This window comes from Streptomyces daliensis (assembly GCF_054782395.1).
In genome coordinates this window covers 127664-142388 of sequence record NZ_BAAGSO010000133.1, presented here as the reverse complement: position 1 = coordinate 142388, position 14725 = coordinate 127664, and the positions used below count along the sequence as shown (strand labels likewise).

The 14725-nt window shown below is 73.1% G+C and carries 10 protein-coding genes; 4 read left to right on the top strand and 6 right to left on the bottom strand.

Annotation, left to right across the window (positions count from 1 at the left end; genetic code table 11):
- The first annotated feature begins 59 nt into the window (after positions 1-59).
- Positions 60-1412, top strand: a complete 1353-nt coding sequence (locus ACYVOO_RS37980; protein ID WP_461020280.1) for an ABC transporter substrate-binding protein — start codon at positions 60-62, stop codon at positions 1410-1412.
- Between the two features lie 53 nt (positions 1413-1465).
- Here ACYVOO_RS37980 and ACYVOO_RS37975 read toward each other — a convergent pair whose 3' ends face one another.
- Together ACYVOO_RS37975 and ACYVOO_RS37970 are read right to left on the bottom strand one after the other, a co-directional pair.
- A complete protein-coding gene (locus ACYVOO_RS37975) occupies positions 1466-3712 on the bottom strand; it encodes a hypothetical protein (protein ID WP_461020279.1) in 2247 nt (748 codons plus the stop codon).
- Between the two features lie 136 nt (positions 3713-3848).
- Entirely contained in the window at positions 3849-5240 is a 1392-nt protein-coding gene (locus tag ACYVOO_RS37970; protein ID WP_461020278.1) for a transcriptional regulator, read from the bottom strand.
- A 449-nt stretch (positions 5241-5689) separates the two neighbouring features.
- Here ACYVOO_RS37970 and ACYVOO_RS37965 point away from each other — a divergent pair, with 449 nt between their 5' ends.
- A complete protein-coding gene (locus tag ACYVOO_RS37965) occupies positions 5690-6376 on the top strand; it encodes a bifunctional DNA primase/polymerase (protein WP_461020277.1) in 687 nt (228 codons plus the stop codon).
- A 149-nt stretch (positions 6377-6525) separates the two neighbouring features.
- On the opposite strand, the gene ACYVOO_RS37960 is transcribed toward ACYVOO_RS37965, so the two are convergent.
- Both ACYVOO_RS37960 and ACYVOO_RS37955 read right to left on the bottom strand, forming a co-directional pair.
- The gene (locus ACYVOO_RS37960; RefSeq protein ID WP_461020276.1) at positions 6526-7443 is read right to left on the bottom strand and encodes an alpha/beta fold hydrolase; all 918 of its coding nucleotides are present in this window, start codon (positions 7441-7443) and stop codon (positions 6526-6528) included.
- Positions 7444-8256: 813 nt separating this feature from the next.
- On the bottom strand, positions 8257-8952 hold the full coding sequence (locus ACYVOO_RS37955; protein ID WP_453344815.1) for a metal-dependent transcriptional regulator: 696 nt from the start codon (positions 8950-8952) through the stop codon (positions 8257-8259).
- A gap of 186 nt (positions 8953-9138) precedes the next feature.
- Between ACYVOO_RS37955 and ACYVOO_RS37950 the strand changes: the two genes are divergently transcribed.
- Complete coding sequence (locus ACYVOO_RS37950; RefSeq protein ID WP_461020275.1) at positions 9139-9891, top strand: SIS domain-containing protein; 753 nt, start codon at positions 9139-9141, stop codon at positions 9889-9891.
- A 597-nt stretch (positions 9892-10488) separates the two neighbouring features.
- Here ACYVOO_RS37950 and ACYVOO_RS37945 read toward each other — a convergent pair.
- Complete coding sequence (locus ACYVOO_RS37945; protein WP_461020274.1) at positions 10489-11982, bottom strand: PAS domain-containing protein; 1494 nt, start codon at positions 11980-11982, stop codon at positions 10489-10491.
- Between the two features lie 405 nt (positions 11983-12387).
- Positions 12388-13023 carry a pyridoxamine 5'-phosphate oxidase gene (gene pdxH / locus ACYVOO_RS37940; protein ID WP_461020402.1) on the bottom strand — a complete coding sequence of 212 codons (636 nt, stop codon included), beginning with the start codon at positions 13021-13023 and terminating at the stop codon, positions 12388-12390.
- Between the two features lie 573 nt (positions 13024-13596).
- On the opposite strand from pdxH, the gene ACYVOO_RS37935 reads away from it, so the two are divergent.
- Entirely contained in the window at positions 13597-14697 is a 1101-nt protein-coding gene (locus ACYVOO_RS37935) for a citrate synthase 2 (protein WP_461020273.1), read from the top strand.
- Positions 14698-14725: the final 28 nt, after the last annotated feature.

The window sequence follows — 14725 nt, the reverse complement described above, 5'->3', positions numbered from 1 at the left end:
ACCTCACGTTGAGTGGACATCACTCCCGAATTCCGTGCGGAGCGGAATCGTACGGTCCCATGACCGCACGGCGCCGCACCCGTCATCGTCCTCGCACTCTCCTTCCACGCCGCGGCGGCAAGACCCTGGTCGCCGCCACGGCAGCGGGCGCCACCCTGCTGAGCCTGACCATGAGCGGCTGCGGCGTACTGCCCGGCACGGCCGAGGCCAGCGCCGACGACCCGATCACGGTGATGACCTGGGCACCGGAGAACACGGGCGCGACGAACATGCCGGGCATGCCCGCGATGGCGCAGGCGTACGCGCGCTGGGTCAACTCCAAGGGCGGCATCAACGGCCACCCCCTCAAGGTCCTCACCTGCAACGACCACAACGACACGGTGCGCGCGGCGCGCTGCGCGGCCCGCGCGGCGAAGAAGGACGCGGTCGCGGTCGTCGGCTCGTACAGCCAGCACGGGCGCTCGTTCATGTCCTCCCTGGAGGGCGCGGGCATCCCGTACATCGGCGGTTACGGCGTCGCGGACGAGGAGTTCACGAGCCCGCTCTCGTACCCCGTCAACGGCGGCCTGCCCGCCCTCATCGCGGGCAACGGCCGCCAGCTCGCGGCGGGGGACTGCGAGCGCGTCTCGCTCGTGCGCCCCGACACCATCGCGGGCGACCAGCTCCCCGCGCTCCTCAACGACGGCCTCGCGGACGGCGACGCCGACGCCGGGAAGGCCACCGACATCCGCGCCCCCGAGGCGGCCTCGGACTACACCAAGCAGGCCCAGCAGGCCCTGACCGCGGCGGGCGCCGACAGCGAGCGCTACGGATACGCCAAGTACGGCGGCAAGGCGAAGGGCGCCTGCGTCACGGCGGTGCTGGGCGGCCGTACCGACACCTTCTTCGACTCCTTCCGGCGGCTCCAGGAGGACAACCCCCAGGTGCGCACCGCGTCGGTGCTGGGCAGCCTGCGGCAGTCGCTGGTGAACCGCTCGGGCGGGAGCGACAGCCCGCTGGAGGGCGCGTACGCGACGGGCTGGTACCCGGTCGCGAGCGACGAGCGCTGGGACCCGATGAAGAAGGTGGTGCGCGAGCACGCGTTTGGCGACAACCGGATCGACGTCACGGACCCCGGCGTCCAGACGACGTGGATCGCCTACACCGTGCTGCACCACGTGCTGGAGTCGATCGACGGCGGGGTCACGGCCAAGTCCGTGCGGCGCGCCCTGGACACGGGCACGCCGGTCACGACGGGCGGCCTGACGCCGAAGCTGAGCTGGAGCTACGAGAACATGCTCGCGGCCCGCGACTTCCCCCGCATCGTCAACGCGATGGTCACCTACCAGCGGGTGCGCGAGGGCAAGCTGGTCGCGGTGCGCGAGGGCTTCATCGACGTGGAGCGCACACTGGAGGGCGAGCACGAGGGCTAGCCGACGGGGGACGGCGCCGACCCCGGGGGGCGGAGGCCACAAGTGCCGACCGGCTAGAGCTGGCCGAACTGGCGCTCGTGCAGGCCGTACTTCTTCGCCGTCGGGTTCCACAGGCCCGCGGCCTTCTTCTTGGCCGTCGTCGCCTTGCCGCTCTCGGTGTTGCCCGCCGCGGTGTGCCCTGTGGTGCGCGCCTTGCCCTTGGGACAGGCTTTCTTGCCCTTCTTCGCGACCTGGTCGGCCCAGGCGGCGTAGTGGCTGTCGGCCGAGGCCGAGGACTTCCACGCCTGGGTGAGCGAGGACTTGAGGTCCGCGTTGTCCGGGACCTCGTCGATCGTCAGCTCGTTGAGCCGGGTCACCAGGCTGTTGCGCTGCTCGGCCGCTGAACGCAGATCGTCGGCCGACTTGCCCAGCTTCTGGCAGGACTTGATGTTCTCGACGGAGCGGATCACCGTCGAGCGGCTGTTGTTGCTGTCCTGGAGGAGTTTGTCGAGCTGCTTGGCCTGGCCCTCGGCGGGGTCGGGCGCGGCCGAGGACTTCTCGGCCGCCGGAGCCTTGGCCGGCCTGCCCGCGGCACCCTCGTCCTCGTCGCCGCCGCCGCTGATGACGGCGCCCGCCACCAGGCCGACCACGGCGACGGCGCCGATGCCGACACCGATCAGCACGGCGGGCGACATACGGCTGCCGCCACCGCGTCCGCTGCCGCCACGGCCCGCGCCGTGACCGCCATGGCCACCGTGTCCGCCATGGCTGCCGTGACCGGCGTGGCTGCCATGGGCGCCCGCGCCGTGGCCGGCGGCGCGCCGTGCGGCGCGGCCCTGCGGCCCTGCGGCACCCTGGCCGCTCTGCTGATCGGCGGCGTGGTCGAACAGGGGCAGGCTCTGCGTGGAGCCGGGGTCGTTGGCGGGATCGTCCGCCGGATCGGCCCTGAAGAGGTTCTCGAACCCGGCGGGCGGCTGTCTTTCGGACCGCTTCCGCTGCTCACCAGGGGCACCGGGGGCGCTTGGACGGATGCCGTACGGGGCCGAGGCGGGCGGCGGTCCCGCCTGCGCCGAGGCGGACCGCGCCTGGCCGCCGCCGGTGCCGCCTGCGCCGCCGGACTCCGGCGGGAGCGGGGAGCGCAGCGTCGTCGTCGCCTGGGGGCCGCCCGCCGTCTGCGGCGGGATCATCTGCGTGGCCTCGGAGTCGCTCTCCGGCAGCGAACCGCCGTACTGCTCCCCGTAGCCTGGCCCGTCGTTGATGGGGTCTATGTACTGGGTCGCCTCGGAGTCCGAGCGCGCCGCGTCCGGCCACTCGCCGGGCAGGGGGCCGGGCTGCCGCGCCGCTTCGACCTGCACAGGCGGGATCATCTGCGTCGCCTCGGCATCGCTCTCCGGACCGCCCGGGCTCTCCGGCAGCGGCTGCCGTCCGGCGTCCGGCGCGCCCGCGGGCTGCGGCGGCAGCAACTGCGTGCTCTCCTCCGGCGCTACGGGCGCCGCGTGCGCGCCCGGCGCCTCGGCGGGCGGCATCGGCGCTGCGGCCGGGGGCGGGGGCGCCGAGGGCGGCGGGTTGTACGGCACCGGGGCGCCGTAGGACCCCTGGCCCTCCGCGGGGCCGTGGTCGCCCTGCCCGTCCTGGGCGCCGTGCGGGGGCAGCGGGCCCGCGCCGTAGGTGCCCTGGCCGTAGGCGCCGCTGCCCTGCGGGGGCGGTGCGGACTGCTGCGCGGGCGGGCCCATGGGAGGCAGCGGCTGCCCCCCGTATGTGCCGCCCACTTCCTGGCCGCCCTGCGGCGTCCCGGGCATCGGCTGCCGCGCGGGCTGCGGCGGCGCCGTCGGAGGCATGGGCGGCGGCATCGGGGGCGGGGCCGGTGCGGCGTACGGCGCTGACTGCCCGTACTGCGCCTGCTGGCCCTGTTGTCCCTGCTGGTCGTACTGCCCTTGCTGTCCGGGCTGTCCGTACGGCGCCGGCGGGGCCGCGTGTCCTGACCAGGCGTCGTACCCCGGCCGGCCGCCGTAGCCCTCGGTACGGTACGGGTCGGCCGCCTGATACGCGTCGGAGCCGTAAGCGCCCTGTCCCGCCGCGTAGCCGCCGCCGTCCGTCCCGGATGTCCCGGATGTCCCGTACGACTCGGCCGGAGGCTGCTGCGTGGCGGCGCTGGACTCGGGGCCCCAGGGCTGGCCCCACGGCTGGCCTGCCAGGGGCTGCGCGGTGGACTGGGCGACCTGCCGCTGCTGCTCGGGAGTCCACGGGTCACCGTTCGCGGGCAGCACGACTCCCTCGTAGAGGGGCTCGTCGCCCTGTCCACGTCCGCTCTGCGCTGTCACCGGGACTCCTCGATCAACCTGGCTTTCGGAATCGTCGGCTCACGCTACCGGGTCGCCAGGATGGTCGACCACGCCCCTGATCGGGGGACAGCAACCTTTCCCCTCACATAGTGCGGATTTGCCGTGAACCAGCCCGTTACGCCACCGCCGCCAGGTCCAGTCGCGCCGAGAACTCGCGGACGACCGGTTCGTCCGCGTACGGCAGCAACCGCTGGCGGAAGTCGTCCAGATACTCGACGCCGCGGTCCGAGCGCAGCCCCGCGAGGAGTTCCGTGGCCTTTGCTCCGGTATGGCAAGCGTGCTCAATGTCACGCTGCTGCACCTGCGCGCTGGCGAGCAGGAACAGCCCGATGGCCCGCCGCCTCGCCCGCCCCTCCGGGTGCCCCGCGAGGGCCTCCTCGGCGCGTGCGGTGGCGCCCTGAGGCTGGTTCAGGTCGCGGTGGCAGTGCGCGAGTTCGTCGGCGAGGTAGGCGCGGTCGAAGTGCGCGATCCACACCGGGTCGTCGCCCGAGCCCTCCTCGCCCTCGGCCCGTTCCATCGCCGACTGGGCCTGGCCCGACAGGTGCTGGCACGCCCGCGCGTCGCCCATCAGCGCGTGCCCGCGCGCCTCCGCCGCGTAGAACATCGCCTCGGCGCGCGGCGTGACCTGCCCACGCGCCCCCTCCTGCGCCGCGCGCGCCAACTGGGCGATCTCGCGCGGGTTCCCGAACGAGGCGGCCAGGTGGCTCATGCTGGCGGCCAGCACATAGCCGCCGTACGCGCGGTCGCCCGCCGCCTGCGCCATGCGCAGCGCCTGGATGTAGTAGCGCTGCGCCAGACCGTGCTGCCCGGTGTCGACGGCCATGTAGCCCGCGAGTTCGGTGAGCCGCGCGACGGCCGCGAAGAGCGCGCGCCCGACGGCCTCCTTGTACGAGCCCGCGAGGAGCCCGGACACCACGCTGTTGAGGTAGTGCACGACGACGGGCCTGATGTGCCCGCTGCCGAAGCGGTGGTCGAGCCGGGAGAGCGCGTCGGTCGTCGCCCGTACCGCCTCCACGTCCGAAGCACCCACGCGCGCGCCCGCGTTGCGCGCCACCTGGCCGTCCGGCGCCGTGATCAGCCAGTCGCGGCTCGGCTCGACGAGCGCGGAGGCGGCGACGGTCGACCCGGTGAGGAAGTCGCGTCGGCCCACGTCGCTGCGCCACAGCTCACAGACCTGCTCGACGGCGCCGAGCACGGTGGGCGCGAACTGGAGGCCCACGCCGGAGGCGAGGTTCTTGCCGTTGGCCATGCCGATCTCGTCGATCGTGACCGTCCGGCCCAGCTTGCGGCCCAGCGCCTCGGCGATGATGCCGGGCGCGCGCCCGCGCGGCTGCTGGCCCCGCAGCCAGCGGGCGACCGAGGTCTTGTCGTAACGGAGGTCGAGGCCGTGCTCGGCGCCGCACATGTTGACGCGACGGGCCAGCCCGGCGTTGGAGCAGTTCGCCTCCTGGATGAGTGCTTGCAGCCGTTCGTTGGGCTGCCTCGCGACCAGCGGCCTGGCGGCCATGTGATCCCCCTCTGGTGAAGGTTTTGGATGATCACTGCCCAGCGCATATGCAGAAATTCCGCATGAACTCCGGCACTTCGCAGCGCAATGCACCGGAGAGGGACTACCCGCGCACGGACGTACATCTGTGCACGCGCCCCCACACATGCATCTGTGCGCCGTTCCGAGCCCCGTCAGCGACCCCTTGTGAAAACGCAGGTCAGGACACGTACAACGTGGTATCCCGCCCCTCCCTCCGCCCGCCTGGGCCGCCCTCGTGCGGGCCCGCCGCGCGCCCCGTGCGCCGGGGTGACGGGACGGGCGGGGCGACGGCCGCGAAGCGCCCGGGAAGCGCTCGCGGAAGGACCGGGAAGCGCTCGCGGAGGGGCCCGGCGACGGGGTGCGCGGGATGCCACGGGAAGCCCCGAAAGGCCCCGTAACCCTTGCCCACAGGGGCAGTTGGGATGTGCGTGGAAGAGACCATTGGAGTCACATCAGGAATCACGACAACCCCGCACATCCCACAGCAGCGCGGCGAACCCCCGCTCGACCACGCGGTGCGCTACGCGGAGGAGCGGCACTGGGACGTGTTCCCCGGCACCTGGCTGGAGACCGTCGAGGGCGTGCCGCGCTGCACCTGCGGAGAGACCGACTGCGCGCACCCCGGCGCGCACCCCGCCAACCGGCGCTGGTCCGGGGACGCGACGGGCAGCGCGACCGTCGTCCGCCGCATGTGGACGAAGGAGCCCCGCGCGTCCGTACTGCTGCCGACGGGGCGCACCTTCGACGCCGTCGACGTGCCGGAGACCGCCGGCTGCCTCGCGCTGGCGCGCATGGAGCGGATGGAGCTGTCCCTCGGCCCCGTCACCTGCACACCCGACGGACGGATGCTCTTCTTCGTCCTCCCCGGCGGCGCGGCCAAGATCCCCGGTCTCGTACGCAAGCTGGGCTGGGCCCCCGGCGCGCTGGACCTGACGGCGCGCGGCGAGGGCGACTGGATCGCGGCCCCGCCGTCCCGGCTGGGCACCAGGGGCTCGGTCCAGTGGGCCCGCAGGCCCACGGCCTCCAACCGCTGGCTTCCCGACGCTGAGGAAGTGATCGCCCCCCTCGCCTACGCGTGCGGGCGCGACGCGGCGACGTCCCGGCACCAGGGCTGACGGACCGGGCGGGACCCGGCAGGCGGAGTCAGGCAGCCGGGGTCAGGCGGACGGGGGCGACGAAATGGCCGGAAGGGATGCGGCGTAGGGGGCGTACAACGCGGCGCACGGGGCCCAGGGGGAGGGCCCCGCACGTGACACAGCGGCGATCAGGAACTGGTCGCCAACGCGGCCTGGAGGAACGGATCCACGACCCGGCGCCAGTCCCCCGGCTGGTCGTAGTGGATCAGATGCCCGGCCTCCGGCACCTCCGCGTATATCCCGCGGGGCAGGACACGCACCATCTCCTGGGCCTCGGCCCGGCCCAGATCGCCGTCGATACCGCGCACGACGAGCGTCGGGCAGCGCACCTGGGCCAGCTCGTCCCAGTGCGCGTCGTTCACCCAGCCCTCGCGGACGGTCAGCATCTGACGCCGCGAGAACACCGGCCGCCAGCCGTCGCCCCGCTCCGCCATGACCTCGGCGAAGAAGTCACCGCGCGCCGGGTTGGGGCGCTCCAGCGACGGATCCTCCTCGCCGAACCACTTGCGGACGTCCGAAAGCGTCGCGAAGGGGACCGGCCAGGACTTGAACCATTCCTCCCACTCCCGCTGGGACTGCTCCCCCAGCGCCGAGGCGCGCATGTCGCAGACGACCAGGGCGTGCACGAGGTCCGGCCGCTTGGCGGCGAGCTGCCAGGCGGTGAGCGCGCCCATGGAGTGGCCTATGACGGCGAGGGGCGCGAGGCCCAACTGCTCGATCGCGGCCTCGGCATCGGCGACGAAGGACTCCCTGTCGTACGCCCCCTCGGTGGGCTTGTCGCTGCGGCCGTGCCCGCGCTGATCGAGTGCTATGGCCCGATAGCGCCCGGAGAGCCAGCGCGCCGTGCCGGCCCAGTGGGAGGCCCGGCCCATCAGCCCGTGCAGCAACAGCACGCCGGGTGGCTTCCGCGGCTGCGCCTGAGAGCCTTGCGCGGGACCGGCGTCGGGCAGGACCTCCTGTTCGGAGCCTCCCTTGGGCGGGTCGGCGAACTCCCAGGCTGCGAGCCTTACCCCGTCCGCTCCGGTCACATTGATCCGTCGCACCATGCGTCTTGGCACCCCCATTCCGTCTGACCGCTGCGTCACGCTATCGAACTTCTATTCGAACGTATCGACGTCCGCGAGGACACCCCTCGTTCGAGTGACCTTGCTCAAGGGTTGGCCGAGTGCGGCGAGGGGAGACAGCTACCGGGAGGGGGGTTGACCCTGAGAGCTCGGGGCTCCGGGTCACTTCGGGGGGAATTGGGGAAGCGGGGCCCCGGCTGCCGAAGGCGCCGGGGCCCTCGCTGTCGGCCCGGTCAGCTAGCTCGGCCCGCTTCATCGACGGCTCCCCTTCCGCGCGTATGTGCGTAGCCACAGCGTTGCACGCCGCGCACGCGACCGCTCGGATTCCGGCAACTCTGGTACCCGGAGGGCCGTTTGCGAAGTTCTTCCGCCTCCCACACGGCGCCGCCGCCCACGCCTGCGGCAGGGCGCCGCCCGCGCACACCTCCGCCCGCGGCTACCTCAGCCCCTGGTCAGCGCGCTGTTCGACGGTGCCCCGCCGTGCGTGGTCGCCCCGTGGGCGTGCGGGGGCGCACGCCGGAGCGGTGCCGCGAGGCGGGCCGTCGCGGAATGTGACGGTGCGGGGCGGCCGGACGCGGTCGGGTCGGGTCGGCGGGGAGGCGCGGTGGCCCGCAGGGCGGGCGTCGGGCGGGCCCGAGGGCGCGTCGCCGAGGGCGCGGACCGCCCGGGGGCCGGTGCCGGAGGTCCGTTGCCCGTACGTCCATGGGCCCCGTGGCCCGACGGGCCAGGGCCCGCACCCGCCCGCCGGACAGGCGGGCCGAGGCCCGCGGGAGCGGACGGACGTACAGGCGGGTGTCAGCGCTTGGCGACGAAGACGTGTGCCGCGATGTCCGAATCCAGCTCGGCCGCCTCGCCGCTGCTGCCGACCTGCACGCCGCCCGCCGAGCCCGAGTTCACACTGACCACGGCGCCCGGCTGCACACCGGCCCGCCGCAGCGTGTACATCAACTGCGCGTCCATCTGGATCGGCTCGCCGATCCGGCGCACGACGACGGTCTTGCCGTCCCCGCCCGGGTCCAGATCGCCCAGGCTCACCATGCCAGCGTCCAGGAACGGATCGGCCTCGGCCTTCTCGCCCAGCTCCTCCAGGCCCGGGATGGGGTTGCCGTACGGCGACTCGGTCGGGTGCCGCAGCAGCTCCAGCACGCGGCGCTCCACCGCCTCGCTCATCACGTGCTCCCAGCGGCACGCCTCCGCGTGCACCTGCTCCCACTCCAGGCCGATCACATCGACGAGCAGACACTCGGCCAGACGGTGCTTGCGCATCACCCGGGTGGCGAGCCGCCTGCCCTCTTCCGTCAGCTCCAGATGACGGTCCCCGGCCACCGTGACCAGGCCGTCGCGCTCCATGCGCGCCACGGTCTGGCTCACCGTCGGGCCGCTCTGATCGAGCCGCTCGGCGATACGGGCACGCATGGGGACCACGCCCTCCTCCTCCAGCTCCAGAATGGTGCGGAGATACATCTCCGTGGTGTCGATCAATCCGGACATGCGTGCCCCTATGTCAGCTCGTGCGGTGGCCCTGTCTTCAATTCTGACGCATCGCGCCGACAACTGTGCCGCGCAGGAGCGGACAGGCCCCTGGCGCTCTATTGACAGGGCGCTGGTCCGGACCTCACCGTGATCGCGGCGGAGGGCGAGGATGCCCCCGAACCATAGACCGAGGGGCCGTGCGGCATGAGCGATAACACCCTGGCAAGCGACTTCTTCGACGCCGCGATCGGGCTGTTGCAGCAGGTCAGGGACGCGGAGGCGGAAAACATCGCCGCCGCGGGAAAGCTGATCGCCGACACGGTCGCCGAGGGTGGCCGGATCTTCGCCTTCGGTGCGGGCCACTCCTCGCTCCCCGCGCAGGACGTCGTCTACCGCGCGGGCGGGCTCGCCGTCATGAACCTGCTGGTCGTGCCGGGTGTGCTCGGCGTCGACGTGCGCCCGGCGACGCTCGGCAGCGCCCTGGAGCGGGTCGGCGGGCTCGCGGGCACGGTGCTCGACTCCAGCCCGGCGCGGGCCGGGGACACACTGTTCGTGATCTCCCTTTCGGGGCGCAACGAGCTGCCCGTGGAGATGGCGATGAACGCGCGGGCGCTGGGCCTGAAGGTGGTCGGGCTCACGTCGGTGGCGTACGCGGAGAGCACGCGGTCGCGGCACTCGACCGGCACGTTTCTGAGGGATCACTGTGACGTGGTGCTCGACAGCCATATCGGTGTCGGGGACGCGGAACTGGAGGTCCCGGGGATCGAGGCGCGGTTCGCTCCCTCGTCGACGGTGGTGACCAGCGCGATGATGCAGGCGGTTGTCGCGACCGCCGCGGGTGAGCTGGCCCGGCGCGGCATCGATCCGCCCCTGTTGCGCTCGGGCAACGTCGACGGCGGCCACGCCTGGAACGCCCACGTCATGGCGGAATACGCGGACCGCATCTTCTACCGTTAAAACGCAGGGTTCCCCCTTCACCGGGCTGCACCCCCTCACGGGGTACGGGGTGAAGCCTTCCCGGGGGTCCCCACTCACGCAGGGGTGCGCCTACCCGAGTGCCCCTTGGGCTTTCGTTCGCGTGCTGCGGCCCGGTGGCACGGGTTGTGCCCACCCTCCCCCAGCTACCGCTGGGAGGTGCCCCCTCGCCGAGCGGGACGCTTGCCCACAACAGTGGTGCTGGTGGCCACCGGGTGGGAGGGGACGTGGTGGGGTGTCCCCGCAGGTCGAGAAAGTCACCGGCGGAAAGCCGAACACGAGACCTTCACGCCGAGGAGACACCCCGGCGCGGCACCGACCCCCACCACACAGCAACCCCACACGGCCACCGGCACAAGCCAAGAACCACGCGGCGCCAGCCGCATCGCACCGCAACCACACACCGCGCCGAAGCCACCGGCCCGCACCCGAAAAACGGCGCCAAGCCACCCCACTGCGTGCCACGGCGCAAAAATCAGCGCGGGACCCTACGGCACCCACCACACCGGCCAACCGTCCCGCGCAACACCCCCGGCGAACCGACACCCCCCCCGTTTCCTTCCGCACCCCGCGAAGGGGTTAGCGCGTCGTGCGGGAGAGGTCGATGGAGGCGGCGATGCGGATGGCGATGTCCTCGGCGTACGTCGCGTCGGAGCGGTCGAAGGGGCGCCTGCTCGCGCCTCTCAGGAACGTCGCCACCCCCAGCGACCGCCCCCTGCTCCGCAGCACCGTGCACAGCCCGTGCACCGTCCCCTCGGGCCACTTGCGTGCCGCCGCCCAGCCGGGCGCCCCCGAGCCGCCGACACTCGCGCGCACGGAGCCGCAACGCTCGTACGCCTGGAGCGCGGGGTGCCCCGCGTCATAGCCGACGGGGAGGCCGCCGCCGAGGTCGGGCTCGATCAGTGGGAGGGGGCCGGGCGCCGCCACGGGCGTGGCCGCGGCGCGGATGAGGCGGGGGGCGCCCTCGGGGTCGGTCTCGCGGTCGGCCCAGGCCACGGGCGTCAGGTCCAGCAGCGCGTGGTCGGCGAAGCCCGCGAGGGCGAAGTCGAGGTGGATGGTCGCCGCTTCCATCGGGTTCTCGCACTCGGCGGCGGCACGCGCTGCCCGGTGGAGCTGGTTGTCGCGGAAGCGCAGCCGCGCCGCTTCCTGCTCGAGCAGCTTGGTGTCGGTCATGTCCTGGAAGAGCCAGGCGACCCCGAGCGGAACCGGTTCCTCCGCGAGCGGAGAGGCCAGCCGCAGGAAGCCGCTGCGCCAGCAGCGGCGGGACGCGGCCCCCTCCTTCGCGCCGCCGCCCTTCCCCTCGGCGCCCTTCCCGTCCGCGCCGCCCTCGCCGTCGCCCGCGCGTCCAGCGCGCCCGGGGCGCAGGGTCACCCAGATCTCGGCGGGCCCCGGGGGCGTGCCCTCGGCGAGGACGTGCTGGAGGGCGGCCTCCAGCTCTTCCAGACCTTGGTCGACGAACTCCCCCAGCGGCTGCCCCAGCATCGCCGTGCGCGAGACCTGGAAGGCGCGGGCCGCGTGCAGGTTGGCGACGGCGGGGCGCAGATCCGCGTCGACGAGGACCACGCCCCAGGAGGCGTCCTCGAACAGCGCCTCGCTGAGCGCGATGGAGCGCTCCAGGTCGATCTGGGCGTGCACCTCGCTGAAGGCGCAGTAGACGCCCATGGGGTTGCCCTCGGCGTCGGCGACGGCAGAGGACTGGGTACGCACCAGGACCCGGCCGCCCTCCTTGGTGAGCAGCGCGAACTCGTGGACCTGGCGTCCCGGGGACTTCATCGCGCCCAGCAGCCGCGCCTCGACGTCCTGCGCGTCGGCCGCGCGAATGGCCCAGCCCGCCAGTCCCTGGCGGCCGACGGCCTCCTCCTGGGTCCAGCCCAGGATGCGTTCGGCCTCGCGGTTCCAGTGGGTGACGACGCCCTCGGCGTCGAAGGCGCAGAGGGCGGCGTCCATACCGTCGAGGAGGGCGGCGAGGAGAAGCTCGTCGTCGGCCCCGCCTTCTCCGCTGCCTCCGCCGTCGCCGCCGTCGCCGTCACCGTCGGACGACGACGCGGAGTGAATCTTGGACTGTGCGGCCACGAGAGCACCCCCGGCTGAACGCGTTCACGATGAATCTGTCGCCTGCGGCTGTTGCCGCCTGCACGGATCATTCAACTCGAACGTGACCCAGCACACACCGTATTCGGGAAAATCGTTGTCGCCCCGAAATTCGCTTGCGAGGGCTTTTCCCGCTGCCTAACGTGCGGTGCACACGAGAAAGGAGGTGATCCGGCAGATGAGCTACGACCGGACGCGTGAGGTGGCTGCGGCCTAGAGCCGTCGCCACAGTGTGACGCCGGTTCGCCCGGCCAATCTCAGCAGTCACCCGACCCGCGGGCTCGTCGGACTCGTCCGACCGGCGCCTCTCGCCACGGCGAGAGGAGGCAGCCCGCGGGTCGTCTGCTTTCCAGCGCTCCCCAGCGCTTCCCACCGCTCCCCACGGCTCTACGGGGAGAGCCGCTCCACCGTCCAGGAGCCGCCCTCGTCCCCTTCCGCGCGGACGTAGCGGAGCCGGTCGTGCAGACGGTTCTCGCGGCCCTGCCAGAACTCGGCGCTCGACGGGCGTACGCGGATGCCGCCCCAGTGCGGCGGGGCCGGGACGTCCTCGCCCTCCGGGTAGCGCGCCGCGAGTTCCTCGTACACGCGGTCCAGGTCGGCGCGGGACTCCACGCGCGCGGACTGGTCGCTGGCCCAGGCGCCGAGCTGGGAGCCGTGCGGGCGGGTGCGGAAGTAAGCGGCGGTCTCGTCGCGGCCGATCCGCTCGGCCGTGCCCGAGATGATGACCTGCCGGGCGATGCCGTGCCAGGGGAAGAGCAGCGAGACGTAGGGGTTCGCCTCCAGCTCGCGGCCCTTGCGGGAGCCGTAGTGGGTGAAGAAGACGAAGCCGCGCTCGTCGTACCGCTTCAGCAGGACCGTGCGGGAGCTGGGACGGCCCCGCTCGTCGGCCGTGGAGACGACCATCGCGTTCGGCTCGTGCAGCCCGCCGCGCGAGGCGTCGGTGAACCAGCGCGTGAACTGCTCGAAGGGGGTCGGCGCCAGGTCCTCCTCGGAGAGGCCCGTCGCGCGGTAGTGGGCGCGCATGGTGGCGGGGTCGAGCGTGGCGGTCGCCGAGGGCGGCGGCGCGGGCATCGCCGGGCCGGAGCCGGAGGGGGACGCGGCGGGGGATCCGGAGGACGGGGAGGATGCGGAGGATGCGGGGGATGCGGGGGACGTACTGCGGGCGGCGTCATCGTCAGCGTGTGGCACGCGCATATCTTGCAGCATCCCGGCGCGCGTGGCCCCGCCCGTGGCATCCCAGTCTGCCCGTTCCGCCAACGCCGCATGCCTGACGGAGGAAGATCGCGGGCTGTGCCGCTTCTCACCCTTCCCCGCGTGTTCCGGACCCGCCAAAATCGCGAAGCGGAAGACTGTGGCCCCCGGACAGGAGCGGTTATCGTGTCGGCCCGGTCATGACCGGGTGAGCACCGGCCGCGCGGGGCATCACCGGGAGGACGGCGCGGTCCGCCAGCCCCGCGAGGGCGGAGGAACCGTTCCGGCCTGTCCAGCGATCCAGCGATCCAGCAGCAGACCCGGTCCACGGCGCGCTCGCCGTGGGCACCAGTCGTCGCCGACCTGCGGCAGCCCCGTCTGCCGCACACATGAGGGAGCCGCCTGATGTCCGACTTCGTACCCGGTCTTGAGGGAGTCGTCGCGTTCGAGACGGAGATCGCAGAACCGGACAAGGAGGGCGGCGCCCTGCGCTATCGGGGCGTGGACATCGAGGACCTGGTCGGGGAGGTCTCCTTCGGGAACGTCTGGGGGCTCCTCGTCGACGGCAGCTTCAACCCGGGGCTGCCGCCCGCCGAGCCCTTCCCCATCCCGGTGCACTCCGGTGACATCCGCGTCGACGTGCAGTCCGCGCTGGCCATGCTCGCGCCTGTGTGGGGCCTCAAACCGCTGCTCGACATCGACGAGCGGCGGGCCCGCGCCGATCTCGCCCGCGCCGCCGTCATGGCCCTGTCCTACGTGGCGCAGTCCGCACGCGGACAGGGGCTGCCGATGGTGCCGCAGAAGGAGATCGACAAGGCGGAGACCGTTGTGGAGCGCTTCATGCGGCGCTGGCGCGGCGAGCCCGACCCCCGGCACGTGGCAGCGGTCGACGCCTACTGGACGTCGGCCGCCGAGCACGGCATGAACGCCTCCACCTTCACCGCGCGCGTCATCGCCTCCACGGGCGCCGACGTGGCCGCCTCGCTGTCGGGCGCCGTCGGCGCGATGTCGGGGCCGCTGCACGGCGGGGCTCCCTCGCGGGTGCTCGGGATGATCGAGGAGATCGAGCGCACGGGCGACGCGAGCGCCTACGTGAAGCGCCAGCTCGACCGCGGCGAGCGCCTGATGGGCTTCGGGCACCGCGTCTACCGCGCCGAGGACCCGAGGGCGCGGGTGCTGCGCCGTACGGCCAAGGAGCTGGGCGCGCCCCGCTTCGAGGTGGCGGAGGCGCTGGAGCGGGCCGCGCTGGAGGAGCTGCGCGCCCGGCGCCCCGACCGGGTGCTGGAGACGAACGTGGAGTTCTGGGCGGCGATCGTCCTCGACTTCGCCGAGGTGCCCGCGCACATGTTCACGTCGATGTTCACCTGCGCCCGTACGGCCGGGTGGTCGGCGCACATCCTGGAGCAGAAGCGCACGGGGCGCCTGGTGCGGCCCTCCGCGCGCTACGTCGGCCCGGGGCCGCGCGCGCCCCGCGACATCGAGGGGTACGGCGAGATGCACCGCTGACGGCGGCCCCCGCGATCCCCTTTTTCAC

Coding starts and splice junctions, on each gene's coding strand:
- ACYVOO_RS37980 (WP_461020280.1), top strand. CDS start 60: ATGACCGCACGGCGCCGCACCCGTCATCGTCCTCGCACTCTCCTTCCA.
- ACYVOO_RS37970 (WP_461020278.1), bottom strand. CDS start 5,240: ATGGCCGCCAGGCCGCTGGTCGCGAGGCAGCCCAACGAACGGCTGCAA.
- ACYVOO_RS37960 (WP_461020276.1), bottom strand. CDS start 7,443: ATGGTGCGACGGATCAATGTGACCGGAGCGGACGGGGTAAGGCTCGCA.
- ACYVOO_RS37955 (WP_453344815.1), bottom strand. CDS start 8,952: ATGTCCGGATTGATCGACACCACGGAGATGTATCTCCGCACCATTCTG.
- ACYVOO_RS37950 (WP_461020275.1), top strand. CDS start 9,139: ATGAGCGATAACACCCTGGCAAGCGACTTCTTCGACGCCGCGATCGGG.
- pdxH (WP_461020402.1), bottom strand. CDS start 13,023: ATGCGCGCCCACTACCGCGCGACGGGCCTCTCCGAGGAGGACCTGGCG.
- ACYVOO_RS37935 (WP_461020273.1), top strand. CDS start 13,597: ATGTCCGACTTCGTACCCGGTCTTGAGGGAGTCGTCGCGTTCGAGACG.